This is a genomic window from Mycobacterium colombiense (genome assembly GCF_001665835.1).
Lineage (GTDB): Bacteria > Actinomycetota > Actinomycetes > Mycobacteriales > Mycobacteriaceae > Mycobacterium > Mycobacterium colombiense_A.
Map to the genome: position 1 here is coordinate 278,613 of NZ_LZSX01000073.1, position 14,357 is coordinate 292,969.

Annotated in this window: 12 protein-coding genes and 1 pseudogene; 9 read left to right on the top strand and 4 right to left on the bottom strand. The window is 66.3% G+C overall.

From position 1 onward, the window contains the following. The first annotated feature begins 156 nt into the window (after positions 1-156). Positions 157-966, top strand: a complete 810-nt coding sequence (locus tag A5760_RS16285) for an SDR family NAD(P)-dependent oxidoreductase (RefSeq protein ID WP_064882489.1) — start codon at positions 157-159, stop codon at positions 964-966. A 27-nt stretch (positions 967-993) separates the two neighbouring features. Here A5760_RS16285 and A5760_RS16290 read toward each other — a convergent pair whose 3' ends face one another. The 4 genes and pseudogenes from A5760_RS16290 to A5760_RS16305 form a co-directional block, all read right to left on the bottom strand. Continuing rightward, positions 994-1,827, bottom strand: coding sequence for a glycosyltransferase family 2 protein (locus tag A5760_RS16290; protein WP_064882490.1), 834 nt, complete (start codon positions 1,825-1,827; stop codon positions 994-996). Then, entirely contained in the window at positions 1,827-2,714 is an 888-nt protein-coding gene (locus A5760_RS16295) for a glycosyltransferase (protein WP_064882826.1), read from the bottom strand. The genes A5760_RS16290 and A5760_RS16295 overlap by 1 nt, the downstream gene beginning before the upstream one ends. Then, positions 2,695-3,937 (bottom strand): annotated as a pseudogene (locus A5760_RS16300) (glycosyltransferase family 4 protein). The gene A5760_RS16295 and the pseudogene A5760_RS16300 overlap by 20 nt, the downstream one beginning before the upstream one ends. Continuing rightward, positions 3,934-4,980, bottom strand: a complete 1,047-nt coding sequence (locus A5760_RS16305) for a glycosyltransferase (protein WP_082279504.1) — start codon at positions 4,978-4,980, stop codon at positions 3,934-3,936. The pseudogene A5760_RS16300 and the gene A5760_RS16305 overlap by 4 nt, the downstream one beginning before the upstream one ends. A 246-nt stretch (positions 4,981-5,226) precedes the next feature. Here A5760_RS16305 and A5760_RS16310 point away from each other — a divergent pair, with 246 nt between their 5' ends. The 8 genes from A5760_RS16310 (at position 5,227) to A5760_RS16345 (ending at position 14,355) form a co-directional block, all read left to right on the top strand. Continuing rightward, the gene (locus A5760_RS16310; protein ID WP_064882496.1) at positions 5,227-5,892 is read left to right on the top strand and encodes a TetR/AcrR family transcriptional regulator; all 666 of its coding nucleotides are present in this window, start codon (positions 5,227-5,229) and stop codon (positions 5,890-5,892) included. Positions 5,893-5,902: 10 nt separating this feature from the next. Then, on the top strand, positions 5,903-6,097 hold the full coding sequence (locus A5760_RS16315; protein WP_064882497.1) for a ferredoxin: 195 nt from the start codon (positions 5,903-5,905) through the stop codon (positions 6,095-6,097). Position 6,098: 1 nt separating this feature from the next. After that, complete coding sequence (locus A5760_RS16320; protein ID WP_064882499.1) at positions 6,099-7,343, top strand: cytochrome P450; 1,245 nt, start codon at positions 6,099-6,101, stop codon at positions 7,341-7,343. A 153-nt stretch (positions 7,344-7,496) separates the two neighbouring features. Beyond that, positions 7,497-8,558 (top strand): amidohydrolase family protein, encoded by a 1,062-nt coding sequence (locus A5760_RS16325; RefSeq protein ID WP_196772115.1) that lies wholly within the window; start codon positions 7,497-7,499, stop codon positions 8,556-8,558. Beyond that, positions 8,558-9,811, top strand: a complete 1,254-nt coding sequence (locus tag A5760_RS16330) for a M24 family metallopeptidase (protein WP_064882501.1) — start codon at positions 8,558-8,560, stop codon at positions 9,809-9,811. The genes A5760_RS16325 and A5760_RS16330 overlap by 1 nt, the downstream gene beginning before the upstream one ends. Beyond that, positions 9,801-10,928 carry a M24 family metallopeptidase gene (locus A5760_RS16335; RefSeq protein WP_064882503.1) on the top strand — a complete coding sequence of 376 codons (1,128 nt, stop codon included), beginning with the start codon at positions 9,801-9,803 and terminating at the stop codon, positions 10,926-10,928. Before A5760_RS16330 ends, A5760_RS16335 begins: the two co-directional genes overlap by 11 nt. Before the next feature lie 2 nt (positions 10,929-10,930). Beyond that, positions 10,931-11,926 (top strand): enoyl-CoA hydratase/isomerase family protein, encoded by a 996-nt coding sequence (locus A5760_RS16340; RefSeq protein ID WP_064882506.1) that lies wholly within the window; start codon positions 10,931-10,933, stop codon positions 11,924-11,926. After that, entirely contained in the window at positions 11,926-14,355 is a 2,430-nt protein-coding gene (locus tag A5760_RS16345; RefSeq protein WP_064882508.1) for a CaiB/BaiF CoA transferase family protein, read from the top strand. Before A5760_RS16340 ends, A5760_RS16345 begins: the two co-directional genes overlap by 1 nt. Positions 14,356-14,357: the final 2 nt, after the last annotated feature.

A 14,357-nucleotide genomic window follows, 5' to 3' on the forward strand; every position in this document is an offset into this window, starting at 1 on the left:
CCGTTACCCGACGAACTGGCCTCATCAGCATGGCCTAGACGCCGACGGGTCGGAACCCCGGGAGGTCCGCGGTCATCCCGCAGACGGAGGACCCGTCTGCGGCCGCGTTAAATCAACTGCTTGACTTAATGCTGTGCACGCCGATTAACTCGTCATGTGGTTAACGAATTGGATGGCAAGGTTGCCATCGTCACCGGCGGGTCCTCGGGCCTCGGCCGCGGGCTTGTGGAGCGGTTTGTGGCCGAGGGCGCGCGGGTCGTCATCGCCGACGTCGAGACCGAGCGGGGCGAGGCGCTAGCGCAGTCGCTGGGTGCCAACGCCGTCTTCCGGCCGACCGACGTCTCCGACCCCGAACAGGTGGGAGCGCTGGTGTCCGGCGCCGTTGAGACGTTCGGGGGCCTGCACGTCATGGTGAACAACGCCGGGATCTCGAGCCCGCTGCGCAAGCTGCTCGACGATGACCTCAGCGATTTTCACCGGGTGATGGGGGTCAACGTGCTGGGCGTGATGGCGGGTACCCGGGATGCCGCGCGGCACATGGTCGACCATGGCGGCGGGTCGATCATCAACATCACCTCGATCGGCGGCATCCAGGCCGGCGGTGGCGTGATGATCTACCGCGCCTCCAAAGCCGCCGTCATTCAATTCACCAAGGCCGCGGCAATTGAGTTGGCGTACTACGAGATTCGGGTCAACGCGATCGCGCCCGGCAACATACCGACGCCCATCCTGGGGAAGTCGGGGGCCGGCATGGACCCCGAGCAACTGAAGCAGTTCGAGGCGCGGATCCGCGAAACGATGCGGGAGGATCGACCGCTGAAGCGTGAGGGCACGCCCGACGACGTCGCCGAGGCGGCGCTGTATTTTGCCACCGACCGCTCGCGCTATGTCACCGGCACCGTGCTGCCGGTCGACGGTGGGACCGTGGCGGGCAAGCCGATTCGATCCAAGAAGCGCGACGGATGACCGAACGGCACGGACGTGGCACTGCGGTCACCTTCGAGCCGCTGCACGGACCGGACGTCCGTCGTCGTGACGGTAAATGAGTCCTTTGTCCGCGAAGGCGGATAGCCAGCCATCCATCGGCCACCATCCCCAGCGCCGGTGGAAGATCGTGGCGTTGCGCAATATGTCGTCCAGGTGGTCTACCGGAGGGTCGGTGACGGGGTGGTACTGGTGGAACGCGTGTGCCCCACCAACCCACCGCATCGGAACTCGTCGCGCCGCCGCGCATTGCCCGAAGTCGGTGTCCTCCGCGCCGTAGCCGCGGTACAGCTCACAGAATCCCCCGATTCGCTGCCATGTGGCGGCTTTCACCGCGAAAGACAGCGACCAGAACAGCGCGTAGTCCGTCGTGGAGACGACCGCGCCGTCTGGCGGTGCGGGCCGAGCGCGATGCGGTTGGGGTTGCGACCGTACCTCTGAGATCACGTAGCCGCCGGGGCCCGGCGGCGGCAAATAGGTGACAGGCCCGTTCAGGATCGCGTTCTCGTGTTCGGATTTGGCTGCGACGCTGTGGTACCGGTCGAGTAACTCCGCGCCGGGAATGCAGTCGACGTCGAGAAACACCAAGAGCTCCGCGGCATTTCGTACCGCCGTGGCCGCGCCCACGTTGCGCCCCATCGCCAACGGCAACGGGTGGGAGGCCGGGCAGTCAACCACCCTTGCCGGCGCCCCAAGTTCAGCGACGGTGGCAGCGACGGTGGAGTCACCGAGCGCTACCACAATGTGCATGTCCGGCCGCAGCGCGCCGGCGGCCAGGCCTTCGAGCTGCCGACGCAGGTGGACGCCTCGGCCGTGGACAACGGTGATGACGGCGGTCCGCACTACGTGCCCGGTCCACAGCGACGGGCCGTCGACTCGATCGCTTCGGCGGCGCGGTTGGCGGCCCCATCCACTTCCCAGCGCCGCCACCGCCGGGGGTCGGACGCGGTCGCGGCGGTGAGCAGCGCGGGCCAAGCACGTGGGTCGGGCACCCCTTGGGCGACCACCGCAAGCCGGTGGCGCTTGAGCACCCGGGCCGTGGCGCGCTGCTCGTCGAACGGGCGCGGTTGCGGGATGACTGTAGCGGGTCGTCTCGCGGCCGCGACATCGGCAATACAGCTCTGACCCCCGTGGGTGATTACTACGTCCGCCTCGCGGATTTCGCGCCACGGATCATGTTTCCATGATCCGCCCTCACCGCCGAGCGTTGTCCATGAATGGACCGAATGTGCTGCGGCGCAGTCTTGTAGCGATGTGCCGAACGCGTCGCTGGCTCCGCTCAACACGAGTACCCGGGTCTCCTTCAACGGCTTGGCGGGCATCAACGATCCGGACTCGCCGTCGCAGCCGTTGCGGCCCTCGAAACGGCTGATCCCACCGACGTAGCTCGTTTTCTCGTCCCACTGCCGCAGCCATGACGGCACACACAGTGCCCGCGGCCAGGCCGCCACGATGTGATCGGCGAGACGGTGCACCAGTACGTGCGGGGCATCCACCCGGTCGCCGGGCAGCGCCATGACGATCACCGGCACGCCAAGCAGGCGGATGAACACCGCCACTTCCACCGAGACATCGACGACGACGGCTTCGGGCCGCGCATCGGATACCCACCTCGCGAGCTCACTCATCCGCGCGCTGAACCCAGCGTCGTGATGGGGCGCCCAATGCAGCGCGCCGTGTGCGGTGGTCTCGCGCGGCTGCGGCTCCGCGTCATCGCGCGGCAGCCTCATGACCATCGAAAACGGGTGTGGCTCGGAAACATCCAGTGACGTGATGGCTGTCACCGGCCGGCGCATCCGGGCGCAGATGCTGATGGCTCGTGCCAGATGTCCGAAACCGTGATGGTGAATGTAGTACCCGATCATGCGGGCCTGCCCGCGAAGTCGTCCATCATTTGTCGGTACAAATCGGTGTAGGCGGTCACCATCGCGTCCGCCGAGCAGTGCCGAATGGCGTGCTCACGCACCCGCTTTCGCGACAGCCGTACGACGGCGGAAATGGCGTCCGCCATCGCGGTGACGTCACCGGGGGCGACGAGCCGTCCCGACGAGGTGCTGATGAGTTCGGGTATGCCCCCGAGGTCAAACGCCACAACGGGGGTGCCGCAGGACATCGCTTCGGCGACGACAAGGCCGTACGGCTCGTCCCAGGTCGGAGTGACGAGCGCCGCTGCGGCATGACCGACCAAGTGGACCAGACGCTCATGGTCCAGATGGCCCGCATAGGTGACGTCGCCATCCAGATGCGGCTCGATGTGGGTGAGGAAGTATTTCTGGTCGGAGATCGGGCCGGCGAGTATCAAAGGCCTGCAAGCCCGTTGGGCCGCCGCGATAGCGAGATGGGGCGCTTTTTCCGGGGTGATCCGGCCGAACCACACCAGGGAAGGCCCGCCCGGCCCGAGGGACCACTGGCCCGTGTGGATGCCGTTGGGAACCACCGTGATATCGCCGGTCAGGTTTTCCCACGCCGCCGCGGTGTGTTGGGAAACGGCAGCGAAGCGGGTGCCTTGTCCGGTGGAGGCGCCGATTGCCGACTCGAGCCACGGGGTTGGCGGTGTGTGCACCGTGGTCAGCATCGGCGTGGACAAAGCCGAGGCCATCGCCACCGGAAGGTAATGGAGGCTGTGGTTGTGGATGACGTCGAACTCCTGGCTGCCGGGCCCCGCGAGCCACAGCATCAACGACAGATACGCGTGATGATCGGCCATGAAGGCCGCCGGGGGCATCGATACGTCGTGTCGCGCCGCCTCCGACAAATTCAACGGGCGTACGTGGAGCGTCCGACATTTCAGGCCGGGGTCCGAATCGGCTGCCGCGAACAGCGACACCCGATAACCGCGGGATGCCAGCGCCCGGGTCAGGTGGCAGACGTGTGCCTCGAGCCCCCCGGCGAACGGTTGCCGAATCGGATAGCGAGTTGAGGCGATCAAGGCCACGCGTGGCCGTTCCATCATCTCAGGACGCTCCGATAGAGGGCACGATGCGCGGACGCGAGCTCTCGTCTTTCGGCGAGCCGCGCCGCCCAGTTGGCCCTGGGCGCCGGGTGGCCGGCGGCCCAACGGGCATATGCCCGGCGGATCGCGCGGCAGAGCGATGCTTGATCGAGGCCTTCGTCCCCAAAGCCGAAAACCCCGCAGGGGCGTTGCTGGTGATAGAAGCCGCAGCTGGGCGCGACTACGGCGGTCCCGAGATCGTAGCTGGCTTCCAGCCAGCCCGAATGGGTGCCGAACCGGTAGGGCAGTACCGACACCGTCAGCGAAGCGAGGTATTCCCATAGTTCGTCGTCCGAGAAGTAGGGGTGCACCCGGACCTGGACGTGCTCGCAGGAGTCGTAGGCCAGCAGCGCCGCGCCGGTCTCCGGCGCAAACCAGTGATTGTCGGGATCAAAAATCTCATCGTGGACGTTCACCTGCAGGATCGCGTCGGGCAGCGACGACAGGATCACCGCCAGTGCGTGCACGATGGGCAACGGTTCCATGTTGGCGCGCAGGCTCTTGGCGTGCAGACCAACGACGAATCGCTCGCTACGGCTGCGGGGCTTCTCGATCCACTCCTTCGCGAGCACATGAGGATGCGGTAGTACCCGGGCCCGTCGTCTCCAATTCTGCCGAATCAGCTGTGCGGCACCAGGTGTCAGCGTTATCAGTTCGTCCGCGGCAGAAATCAGGACGTCCTGCTGCGCGGCGTGGGCTTCGGGCGCAGGGTGGTGCGGATTACGCAGGTCGTGCACCGTGTAGACAAGCGGCTTGTCGTGCGTCTTGAGCTCGTGGACGACTCCGGCCAAAACCTCGGGACCCACGGCGTCGAATCCGAAGTGGATGTGGAACACGTCGAATCGTGAGTGATTGTCGCTGACCCAGCCGGGCTCCAGCATCAGCGGCGGCCACCAGCCTCCCGGCACGGTACGGCCATCCGCGGGAACCGGATCATCCAGGCGCACAACGCAATCCAAGTTCGAATCACTGAGGTGGCGAACATAGACGTGTGACGCCGGCACCGAGGCGACGCGCAACAACTGGGGCCCCTTCCTGAAAACCGTGGGGGGTCGGCCGCGCGTCCCGGCGGCACTGTCCCGTCAATCGAGAAGCAGAACCGTTCCTGCCGTCTGAAGAACAGTGCGAAGCTGCAATACCCGCCACCGGCGGGGCCAAACTGTGGACGCGCAGGGAGGCTGCCGGTCGGCGCGATCGCGGTATTAAATCAATCGCTTGACTTAAACTCCGCTACGAGGTTGACTGATCAAATGACCACCGCCGGCCGGACCGTTCGCACCGAGCGGGCCAGTTCCACCCAAGAGGCGATCCTGGTGGCGGCCGAGCGCCTCTACGCCGAGCACGGCATGTTCGCGGTGTCCAACCGGCAGGTCAGCGAGGCCGCCGGCCAGGGCAACAACGCGGCCGTCGGTTACCACTTCGGCACCAAGGCGGACCTGGTGCGGGCGATCGAGCAGAAGCACCGCGGGCCCGTCGAGCAACTGCGCGAACAGATGGTGACCGAACTGCTCGACACGGGTGGTCCGACCGAAATGCGCAACTGGGTTGCCTGTCTGGTGCGCCCGCTCACCGATCACCTGGACGAGCTCGGAAACCCCACCTGGTACGCGCGTTTCGCGGCCCAGGCCATGACCGACCCGGCCTACTACAACATCATCGTCAAAGGCGCGCTCAGCTCCCGTTCGCTGGTCCAGGTCGTCGAGGGCATCAACCGCTGCCTGCCCGAACTGCCCGCCGAAGTGCACTTCGAACGCAACATCATGGCCCGAAACCTGTTGATGCACACCTGCGCTGACCGTGAACGCGCGCTTGCCGCAGGCGCGGTGACGTCTCATCGTTCATGGCGGGCCGCGGCATCCGGACTCATCGACGCGATCGTGGGCCTGTGGCTGGCGCCCGTGACGGCGTACGAGTAAGGATTCACAGATGAAAGTGACTGTCGACCAAGATGTTTGCGCTTCCTCGGGCAACTGCGTGATGAATGCGCCCGAAGTGTTCGACCAGCGCGATGACGACGGTGTCGTCGAACTGCTCAATCCCAATCCCACAGCCGAACAGGCCGAAGGGGCGCGGCGGGCGGCGGCGGCCTGCCCCGCGCTTGCCATCCACATCGAGGAATGACATGTCAGACACATTGACGAGCAGCGCGACAGCGCAGACCTCCGATATCCCGGACTACCCGATGGCCAGGGAGCCACGCTGCCCGTTCGCACCGCCACCGGACGTCATGGCGCTGGCCGAGGCGAGGCCGATGTCCCGGGTGCGGATCTGGGACGGCAGCACGCCGTGGCTCATTACGGGCTACGAGCAAGTGCGCGAACTGTTTTCGGATTCACGGGTCAGCGTCGACGACCGCCAGCCCGGATTCCCGCACTGGAACGAAGGCATGCTGTCCACGGTGCACAAGCGCCCGCGGTCGGTGTTCACCGCCGACGGTGAGGAGCACACCCGATTCCGGCGCATGCTGTCGAAGCCCTTCACATTCAAGCGAGTCGAAAATCTGCGCCCGACCATCCAGCAGATCACCGACGAGCACATCGACGCGATCCTCGCCGGACCTCAGCCCGCCGACATCGTCACCGCGCTGGCGCTCCCGGTGCCCTCGCTGGTGATCAGCCAGCTGCTGGGCGTTCCCTACGAAGACGCCGACATGTTCCAGCACCACGCCAACGTCGGCCTCGCGCGTTACGCCACGGGTGAAGACACCGTCAAAGGCGCGATGAGCCTGAACAAATACCTCGCCCAGCTGGTCGAAGCCAAGATGGAGAATCCGGCTGAGGACGCGGTTTCCGACCTCGCCGAGCGGGTGAAGGCCGGCGAGCTCAGCGTGAAGGAGGCCGCGCAGCTGGGCACCGGGCTGCTGATCGCCGGACATGAGACCACCTCGAACATGATCGGGCTCGGCGTGCTCGCCCTGCTGGTAAACCCCGACCAGCTGGCCGTCATCCGCGATGCCGAAGATCCGAAGGTCGTCGCCAGCGCGGTGGAAGAACTCCTGCGCTACCTCAGCATCATTCAGAACGGTCAGCGCCGCGTCGCGCTCGAAGACATCCACATCGCCGGCGAGACGATCCGTGCCGGCGAGGGCATCATCATCGATCTGGCCCCGGCCAACTGGGATGCGGACGCGTTCGCCGAACCGGACCGACTGTACCTGCACCGCTCGGGCGCCGACCGCAACGTCGCGTTCGGCTACGGACGGCATCAATGCGTGGGGCAGCAGCTGGCCCGCGCCGAGCTGCAGATCGTCTTCCACACGCTCGCCCGGCGCATTCCCACGCTGCAACTTGCCATTCCGATCGAGGAGGTTCCGTTCAAGGATGACCGACTCGCCTACGGCGTCTACGAACTGCCGGTGACCTGGTAGCCCAGCTCGCTACTTATCAAAATTGCGGATCCGAACGGAGGGTCAATGATGACGACTCGAACAAGCACGCTCTACCCACCCGGAGGTTATGGCGCCCCGAAGGATCGGCGTGGCCACGCCGTCGGCAGCGACATCGGCCTGCCGCAGGGGACCGTGGTCTTCTCGGCCGACAACCACATCTCGCTCGCGGATGACATCTTCTACCAACGCTTCCCAGACGACCTGAAGGACAAGGCGCCGCGGATCTGGTACGAGGACGGCGCCTACCAAGTCGGCCGCAAGGGACAGTCGTTCCTGCCGGGCGATTTCAGCGCCGTGCTGATGCAGTACGACGACCTGCCCGGCGCTGCGAGCACCAACATCGAGGCCCGGATCCAAGAACTGCACGACGACGGCGTCGAGAAGGAACTGGCGTTCCCCAACGCGGTGCTGGCTCTGTTTCACTACCCGGACAAGCAGCTTCGCGAGCTCGCCTTCCGCATCTACAACGAATACATCGCGGAGTTGCAGGAGCGCTCGAACGGCCACTTCTACGGCGCCGGGCTGATCAACTGGTGGGACCCGCAGGGTGCCCGCAAGACGCTGGCCGAGCTGAAGTCATTGGGAATCAAGACCTTCCTGCTGCCGCTCAACCCCGGCAAGGATGACGACGGCAACATCATCGACTACGGCAGCACCGCAATGAAGCCGGTCTGGGACGAGATCGAGGCCGCAGGCCTTCCCGTGACGCACCACATCGGCGAGACCCCGCCGAAAACCCCTTGTCAGTTCAACAGCGTGGTGGTCGGCATGATGATCAACATCGACGGCTTCCGCGAGCAGTTCGCCAAGTACCTCTTCACCGGAATCCTCGATGATCATCCCGGGCTGCGAATCGGCTGGTTCGAGGGCGGCATCGCCTGGGTGCCTTGGGCTTTGCAGGATGCCGACCACCTGATGGGGTCGTACCAACACATGTTCAACCGGACCCTCGAGCACGAACCGCGCTACTACTGGGACACCCACATGAGCGCATCGTTCATGGTCGATCCGCTGGGCCTGCGGCTGATCGACCAGATCGGGGTGGACAAGGTGATGTGGTCCAGCGACTATCCACACAACGAGAGCACCTACGGCTATTCCGAGAAATCGCTGAAATCCGTTGTGGACGCCGTGGGTCCGGAGAACGCGGTGAAGATCGTCAGCGACAACATCACGAAGTTCCTGGGTCTGTAGTGACGACGTTCGCGCAACTGGATACCAACACCGGCAACGGACCGGTGATCCCGGAAACGGCCGACCTGGCTCGCCTGCGCCGCGAGACGGGGGCCCGGCTGCGTTCGGCGATGGCCGAGCGCGGGGTCGACGCGATGATCCTGCTGGGCAACAACGCGGTGGTCTACGCCACCGGTGCCAGCTGGCCGCTCGGCGACGCCGGATTGTCCTACGTCGAACGGCCGGTGGCCGTGGTGCTCGTCGACGACGAACGGCCGCACCTGTTCCTGCCCTTCCGCGAGGGGGCCTCGCGGGAGTCGGACTTGCCCGCCGACCACTTGCACGGGCCCGTTTACCTCGAATTCGACGAGGGTGTGCAGCATTTCGCGCGTCAGCTGGCCGACCTCATTCCGGCCGACGCGGTAGTCGCGGTCGACGAGTTCACCGGCGCCATGTCGCGCGCCGCGAAGCTCCTGTTCCCGGGCGGCGCACCCGTTGACGCCGCGGCCATCGTCAGCGCCGCCAAGTCGGTGAAAACGCCGGACGAATTGTCCTGCATGCGCACCGCGATCCGGATCACCGACGAAGCGATGGTCGAGGTCCAGAAGAGCCTGGCCCCAGGAATCCGTCAAATCGATTTGTCGGCAAGCTTTTTGCGCCGAGCATTCGAGCTGGGAGCCACGGCCAGCATGCTCGAGCCGATCTGGCAGGTGATGCCGCCGAGTAAGGCCGAGGGAGTGTGGACCACACACGGCGATTTGGCCCTGCCGCTGCTGACCACCGAGCGCGAGTTGGCCGAAGGTGATGTGCTGTGGACCGATGTCAGCATCACCTATCAGGGCTACTGCTCCGACTTCGGGCGTACCTGGATCGTCGGGCGGGACCCGTCGCCCCGCCAGCAGGCGCAGTTCGACAAGTGGTTCGAGATCATGAGTGCAGTCCTCGGTGTCACCAAGGCCGGCGCCACCGCGGCGGATCTGGGCCGGGCGGCCATCAAGGCGAACGGCGGCACCAAGCCGTGGCTGCCGCACTTCTACCTAGGCCACGGCATCGGGGTCAATGCCGCCGAAATGCCGATGATCGGAACCGATCTCGGGCAGGAGTTCGACGAGAACTTCGTCCTGCGAGCCGGGATGGTGCTGGTGCTGGAACCGGTGGTGTGGGAAGACGGCACCGGCGGCTACCGCAGCGAGGAGGTCCTGGTGATTACCGAGGAAGGCTGGATCCGTTTGACCGACTACCCCTATGACCCCTATGGCTCCCATGTCAGTTGAAGTTTGCCCTGACGAGCGCACGCTGCGCTCGGGGCGCCGCCAGCGGGCGCTGGCTCAGATGGCGGCACACGATCTCGACGTCCTGGTCCTCGGCCGCCAGGCCAACGTCCGTTACGTGACCGGGGCACCGCAACTGTGGGTCGCCGGCACCCGGCCGTTCGGCCCGACCTGCGTGCTGGTGCGTGAGACCGGCGCCGTGCACCTCCTCAGCACGTGGGACGAGGGCGTTCCCGAGGACATCCCGCACGAGAACCTCTACGGCATCTCGTGGAACCCGATGAACACGATGTCCGCCCTGCAGCGAATCGACGGCGCGGCGACCGCACGGCGCGTCGGAACCGACGCGCTCTCACCGGTTTTCGCGCAGCTCCTGCCGACCGCATTTCCGAACGCACAGCTGGTCGACGGCGAGCTCGCCATGCGGGCCGCGCGCCGCATCAAGACGGACGAGGAGATCGCCGCGCTACGCGAGTCCATCGCGGTGGCCGAGTCTGCGCTGGCGGCCGCGGTCTCCGAGCTGCGGCCGGGCGTAACCGAACAGGCGCTGGCCGGCGTCTCGCTCGAAGCCTCCTCGGCCGGCGGTGTTAGCACACCATCGAATCAAGATGTCGCATGGGTGACGTCGCGCACGCACCCCTGGCGGCGCGCCCACGGTGACGGCCGTATTCGGGACGGCGACCTGGTGGCGTTCTCCGCCGGAGTGCTGGCGGGAGGCTATGTCGGCGAAGTGGGCCGCACCTGGCCCGCCGACAACCGACACGTGCCCGGCGGCGCGGCGGCCCTGCACGGGCGATGGGAACGCCTGTGGGACAAGCTGATTACCGCCTGTGGGCCCGGCGCGGGCGCGACCGAACTGCTCGAAGCCTACCGGGCCGCGGACGAGCCCGAGCCGCCGATGCCGGTGGCCCGCGGCCTGGGCATGGGGTTCGACCCACCCGTGGTGTCCAAGCACTTGCCTACCACCGCGGCCGACGAACGTCTGGAGCCCGGGATGGTGCTGGCTGTGACGGGCTACGTGTGGGAAGAAGGAGTCGGCGCGGTATTCGGGCGAGAAGCGGTCCTGATCACCGCGGACGGACCCGAAGTGCTCACCGCGAGCCCGTTCTGGCAGCCGTAGCCATGCCCGAGCCCTCGGAGCCGGCGGCCGAAGAGATCATCCGGTACCACAAAGACGCCGCGACGCGGATCGCCACGATCACGTTCGACCGGCCGGACTATCTCAACGCGCCAACGGTCGCCGCACGCCTGCGCTACACGGACTTGTTGCACCGGGCCGGCATTGACGACGACGTCAAGGTTCTGGTGGTCCGCGGAGCGGGTGACGACCTCGGTTCCGGCGCGGACCTGACCGAGGTCATGCGGATGCGTGACGCGCCGGACCAGAGCCCGCGGCTTGCCGAATACCGGATCGGCGCCGACGAAGTCCGGTATCCGCCGCAGGGTTCATTCCGCAACGGCGCCACCCTGGGCCAGTGGTACGCCAACCCGAACTCGGGCATCCGCGGCCTGCAGGACTTCAAGAAGATCTCCATCCTGGAGGCCAAGGGCTACTGCTACGGCTGGCACTTCTACCAGGCCGCCGATGCCGATCTGGTCATCTCCAGCGACGACGCGCTGTTCGGGCATCCCTCGTTCCGCTACTACGGCTGGGGTCCCCGGATGTGGTGGTGGGCGCAGACCATGGGTATTCGCAAGTTCCAGGAAATGGTGTTCACCGGAAGGGCTTTCACCGCCGCCGAGATGTATGACTGCAACTTCCTCAACAGTGTGGTGCCGCGGGACGAACTCGAGGCAGAGGTGGAGAGATACGCGTTGGCCTGCGCGAGTAACCGCCCTACCGACACGGTGTTCATGCAGAAGGTTTTCTTCGAGATCATGAAGCAGTTTCAGGGCGAATACCTCGGCAGCATGCTCAGCGGCGTCTTCGAGTCGATGGGCGCCAGCGTGCGCCCGGATGGCGGCGACGAGCTGATGCTCGACGACGCGATGAAGCGGGGTCTGGGCGACGCGGTCAAGGACAACGACGACAAGTTCCCCCCCGAATGGCGGCTGAGCAAGAAGGCGCGCAAGAAGGCGCGTGCCGACAAGGGCACCGAAGCGAAGAGAAAGAAATAGTGACGCCACACCGCGTCGAACCGCCACTGGACGGCTATACGGTGATCGATTTGTCCACCGGTATAGCCGGCGCCTACTGCACCAAGCTGCTCGCCGACGGCGGTGCCGGTGTCGTGAAAATCGAGTCACCCGAGGGTGATCCGCTGCGCCGGTGGTCGGCATCGGGTGCCGCCGTCCCGGCCGGCGGTGACGGCGCCCTGTTCAGCTTCCTGGCCGGGGCGAAACACAGTGTCGTCGCGGATCTCGCCGGCGACGCCGACGCCCAACTGGTGAATCGGCTGCTCGCGTTTGCGGACGCGGTGGTGTGGTCGGCCGGCTCGAAAGTGGCCGAGCACCCGGACTTTACGCCGGACGCCATCCGCCGCCGCCACCCGCATCTCACCGTCACCTCGATCACACCGTTCGGGCTGGAAGGCCCCTGGCGAGACCGCGCCGCGACCGAGTTCACCCTGCAGGCGTGGTCGGGCGGGATCGTCGGTCTCGGCCGCGGGGAGCAGGAGCGTGCGCCCGTCTTCGTCGGCGGTCAGGTCGGTGAGTACCTGTCCGGGGTCTACGCCAGCGCTGCCACCCTGGCGTCGCGCTGGCGCCGAATCGACGGCGGGGCAGGCGAACTGCTGGACCTATCGATGCTCGAGACACAGATTCTGTGCCTCACCTATTACCCGGTGTCCTACTTCGAACTGCTCGGCCGGCCGTGGCGAGACATGCGACGGCCGACCATTCCGGGGGTGGCCCAGGCCAAGGATGGGCTGGTGGATCTCGGTTGCGGGACCGCGCAGCAGTGGTTCGACCTGTGCGCGATGGTAGGCCACCCGGAGTGGATCGATGAGGAATCGCCGCTGTCGATCACCGAGCAGGCCAACATCCACGCCGAGGAGCTCTTCTCCTGGCTGGCCGAGACGCCGGTTGACGAAATCCGGGAACTGGCCTCGGCATTCCGTATTCCCAATGCGCCGGTAGCCAACGGCGCCAACGTTACTTCCTTCGATCAGTTCGTGGAGCGCGATTCATTCGCACGCAATCCGCGCGATGGCTTCCGGCAGCCGAGCCACCCGTATCGCCTGCGGCCCGCGCGATTGCGCGCGCCGCAGCCGGCCCCGCGGCTGGGCGAGCACACCGAGCACTACCGCGCCGGACCCCTTCCGGCGCGGCCGGCGCCGACCGGCGCAGCGAAAGCGCTGCCGCTCAGCGGCATTCGCGTGCTGGACATGACGACGTTCTGGGCAGGCCCGTGCTGCACCCATTCGCTGGCGTTGCTCGGCGCCGAGGTCATCCATGTCGAGTCGACCCGCCGTCCCGATGGCACCCGGATGATCGCGGGCATACCGATCACCGAGGACCAGTGGTGGGAGAAGTCGCCGATCTTCGAGGCCCTCAACACCAACAAGAAGGGCCTGACCCTGGACCTGCAGAGTTCGAGGGGCCGGGAGTTACTGCGCGAGCTCATCGCCACGTGCGATGTGGTGGTGGAGAATTTCACCCCGCGGGTGCTGGACCAGATCGGGCTGGATTTCGCCACGGTGCAATCGATTCGGCCGGACACCGTGATGGTGCGGATGCCCGGCTTCGGCCTCGAAGGCCCGTGGCGGGACAACCCCGCTTTCGCCTACGTCATCGAATCCGCATCCGGTGTGAGTTGGCTTACCGGCTATCCGGATCGAACGCCCTATGACCCGTATTCGATCGGTGACCCGAACGCGGGCGTGCACGCGCTCAACGCGATACTGCTCGCGCTCGAGCACCGGCGCCGCACCGGCGAGGGCGTGTTCGTCGAGGCGGCGATGGTCGATGCCGCCCTGAGCATCGCGGCCGAGCAGGTGATCGAATACACGGCGTACGGGGCGCTGCTGGAGCGGGCCGGCAACAGGGGACCGACCGCCGCGCCGCAGAACCTCTACCTCAGCGCCGACATCGACGAATTCGGCCGGCTCGACAGCTGGGTCGCCATCGCGGTGGCCACCGACGATCAGTGGGACAGTCTGTGCCGGGCACTCGGATCACCCTCCTGGGCAACCGATCCCAAGCTATCCACCGAATCCGGCCGGCGCACACACCACGATGCCATCGACGAGCAACTCGCCGCCTGGTGCGGGCACCGCAGCCGCGACGACATCGTCGCGACTCTGTGGGACGCCGGCGTACCGGTCGCCAAAGTCATGCAACCGCACCGCCAACCCGAGCTGGAACAGTTGGCGTTCCGGGATTTCTTCGAAGAGGTCGACCATCCGGTCAACGGCCCGGCTAGGCTCAGCAGCGTGCCGATGAGGTTCTCAGCCGGGCCCCACAAGTTCCACACCGAGCACGCGCCGCTGCTGGGGCAGCACAACCATGAGCTGCTGTCCGGGCTGGGCCTGTCCGATCCGGAGATCGCCGGCCTGGAAGCCGACGGCGTGATCGGCAGCGCGCCGGCCATGCGCGCGAGGAGCTGATC

What these genes read in the sequence shown, in the direction of transcription:
- A5760_RS16295 (WP_064882826.1), bottom strand. Translation starts at nt 2,714, where the DNA reads ATGAGGCTGCCGCGCGATGACGCGGAGCCGCAGCCGCGCGAGACCACC.
- A5760_RS16340 (WP_064882506.1), top strand. Translation starts at nt 10,931, where the DNA reads ATGCCCGAGCCCTCGGAGCCGGCGGCCGAAGAGATCATCCGGTACCAC.
- A5760_RS16335 (WP_064882503.1), top strand. Translation starts at nt 9,801, where the DNA reads ATGTCAGTTGAAGTTTGCCCTGACGAGCGCACGCTGCGCTCGGGGCGC.
- A5760_RS16320 (WP_064882499.1), top strand. Translation starts at nt 6,099, where the DNA reads ATGTCAGACACATTGACGAGCAGCGCGACAGCGCAGACCTCCGATATC.
- A5760_RS16310 (WP_064882496.1), top strand. Translation starts at nt 5,227, where the DNA reads ATGACCACCGCCGGCCGGACCGTTCGCACCGAGCGGGCCAGTTCCACC.
- A5760_RS16315 (WP_064882497.1), top strand. Translation starts at nt 5,903, where the DNA reads ATGAAAGTGACTGTCGACCAAGATGTTTGCGCTTCCTCGGGCAACTGC.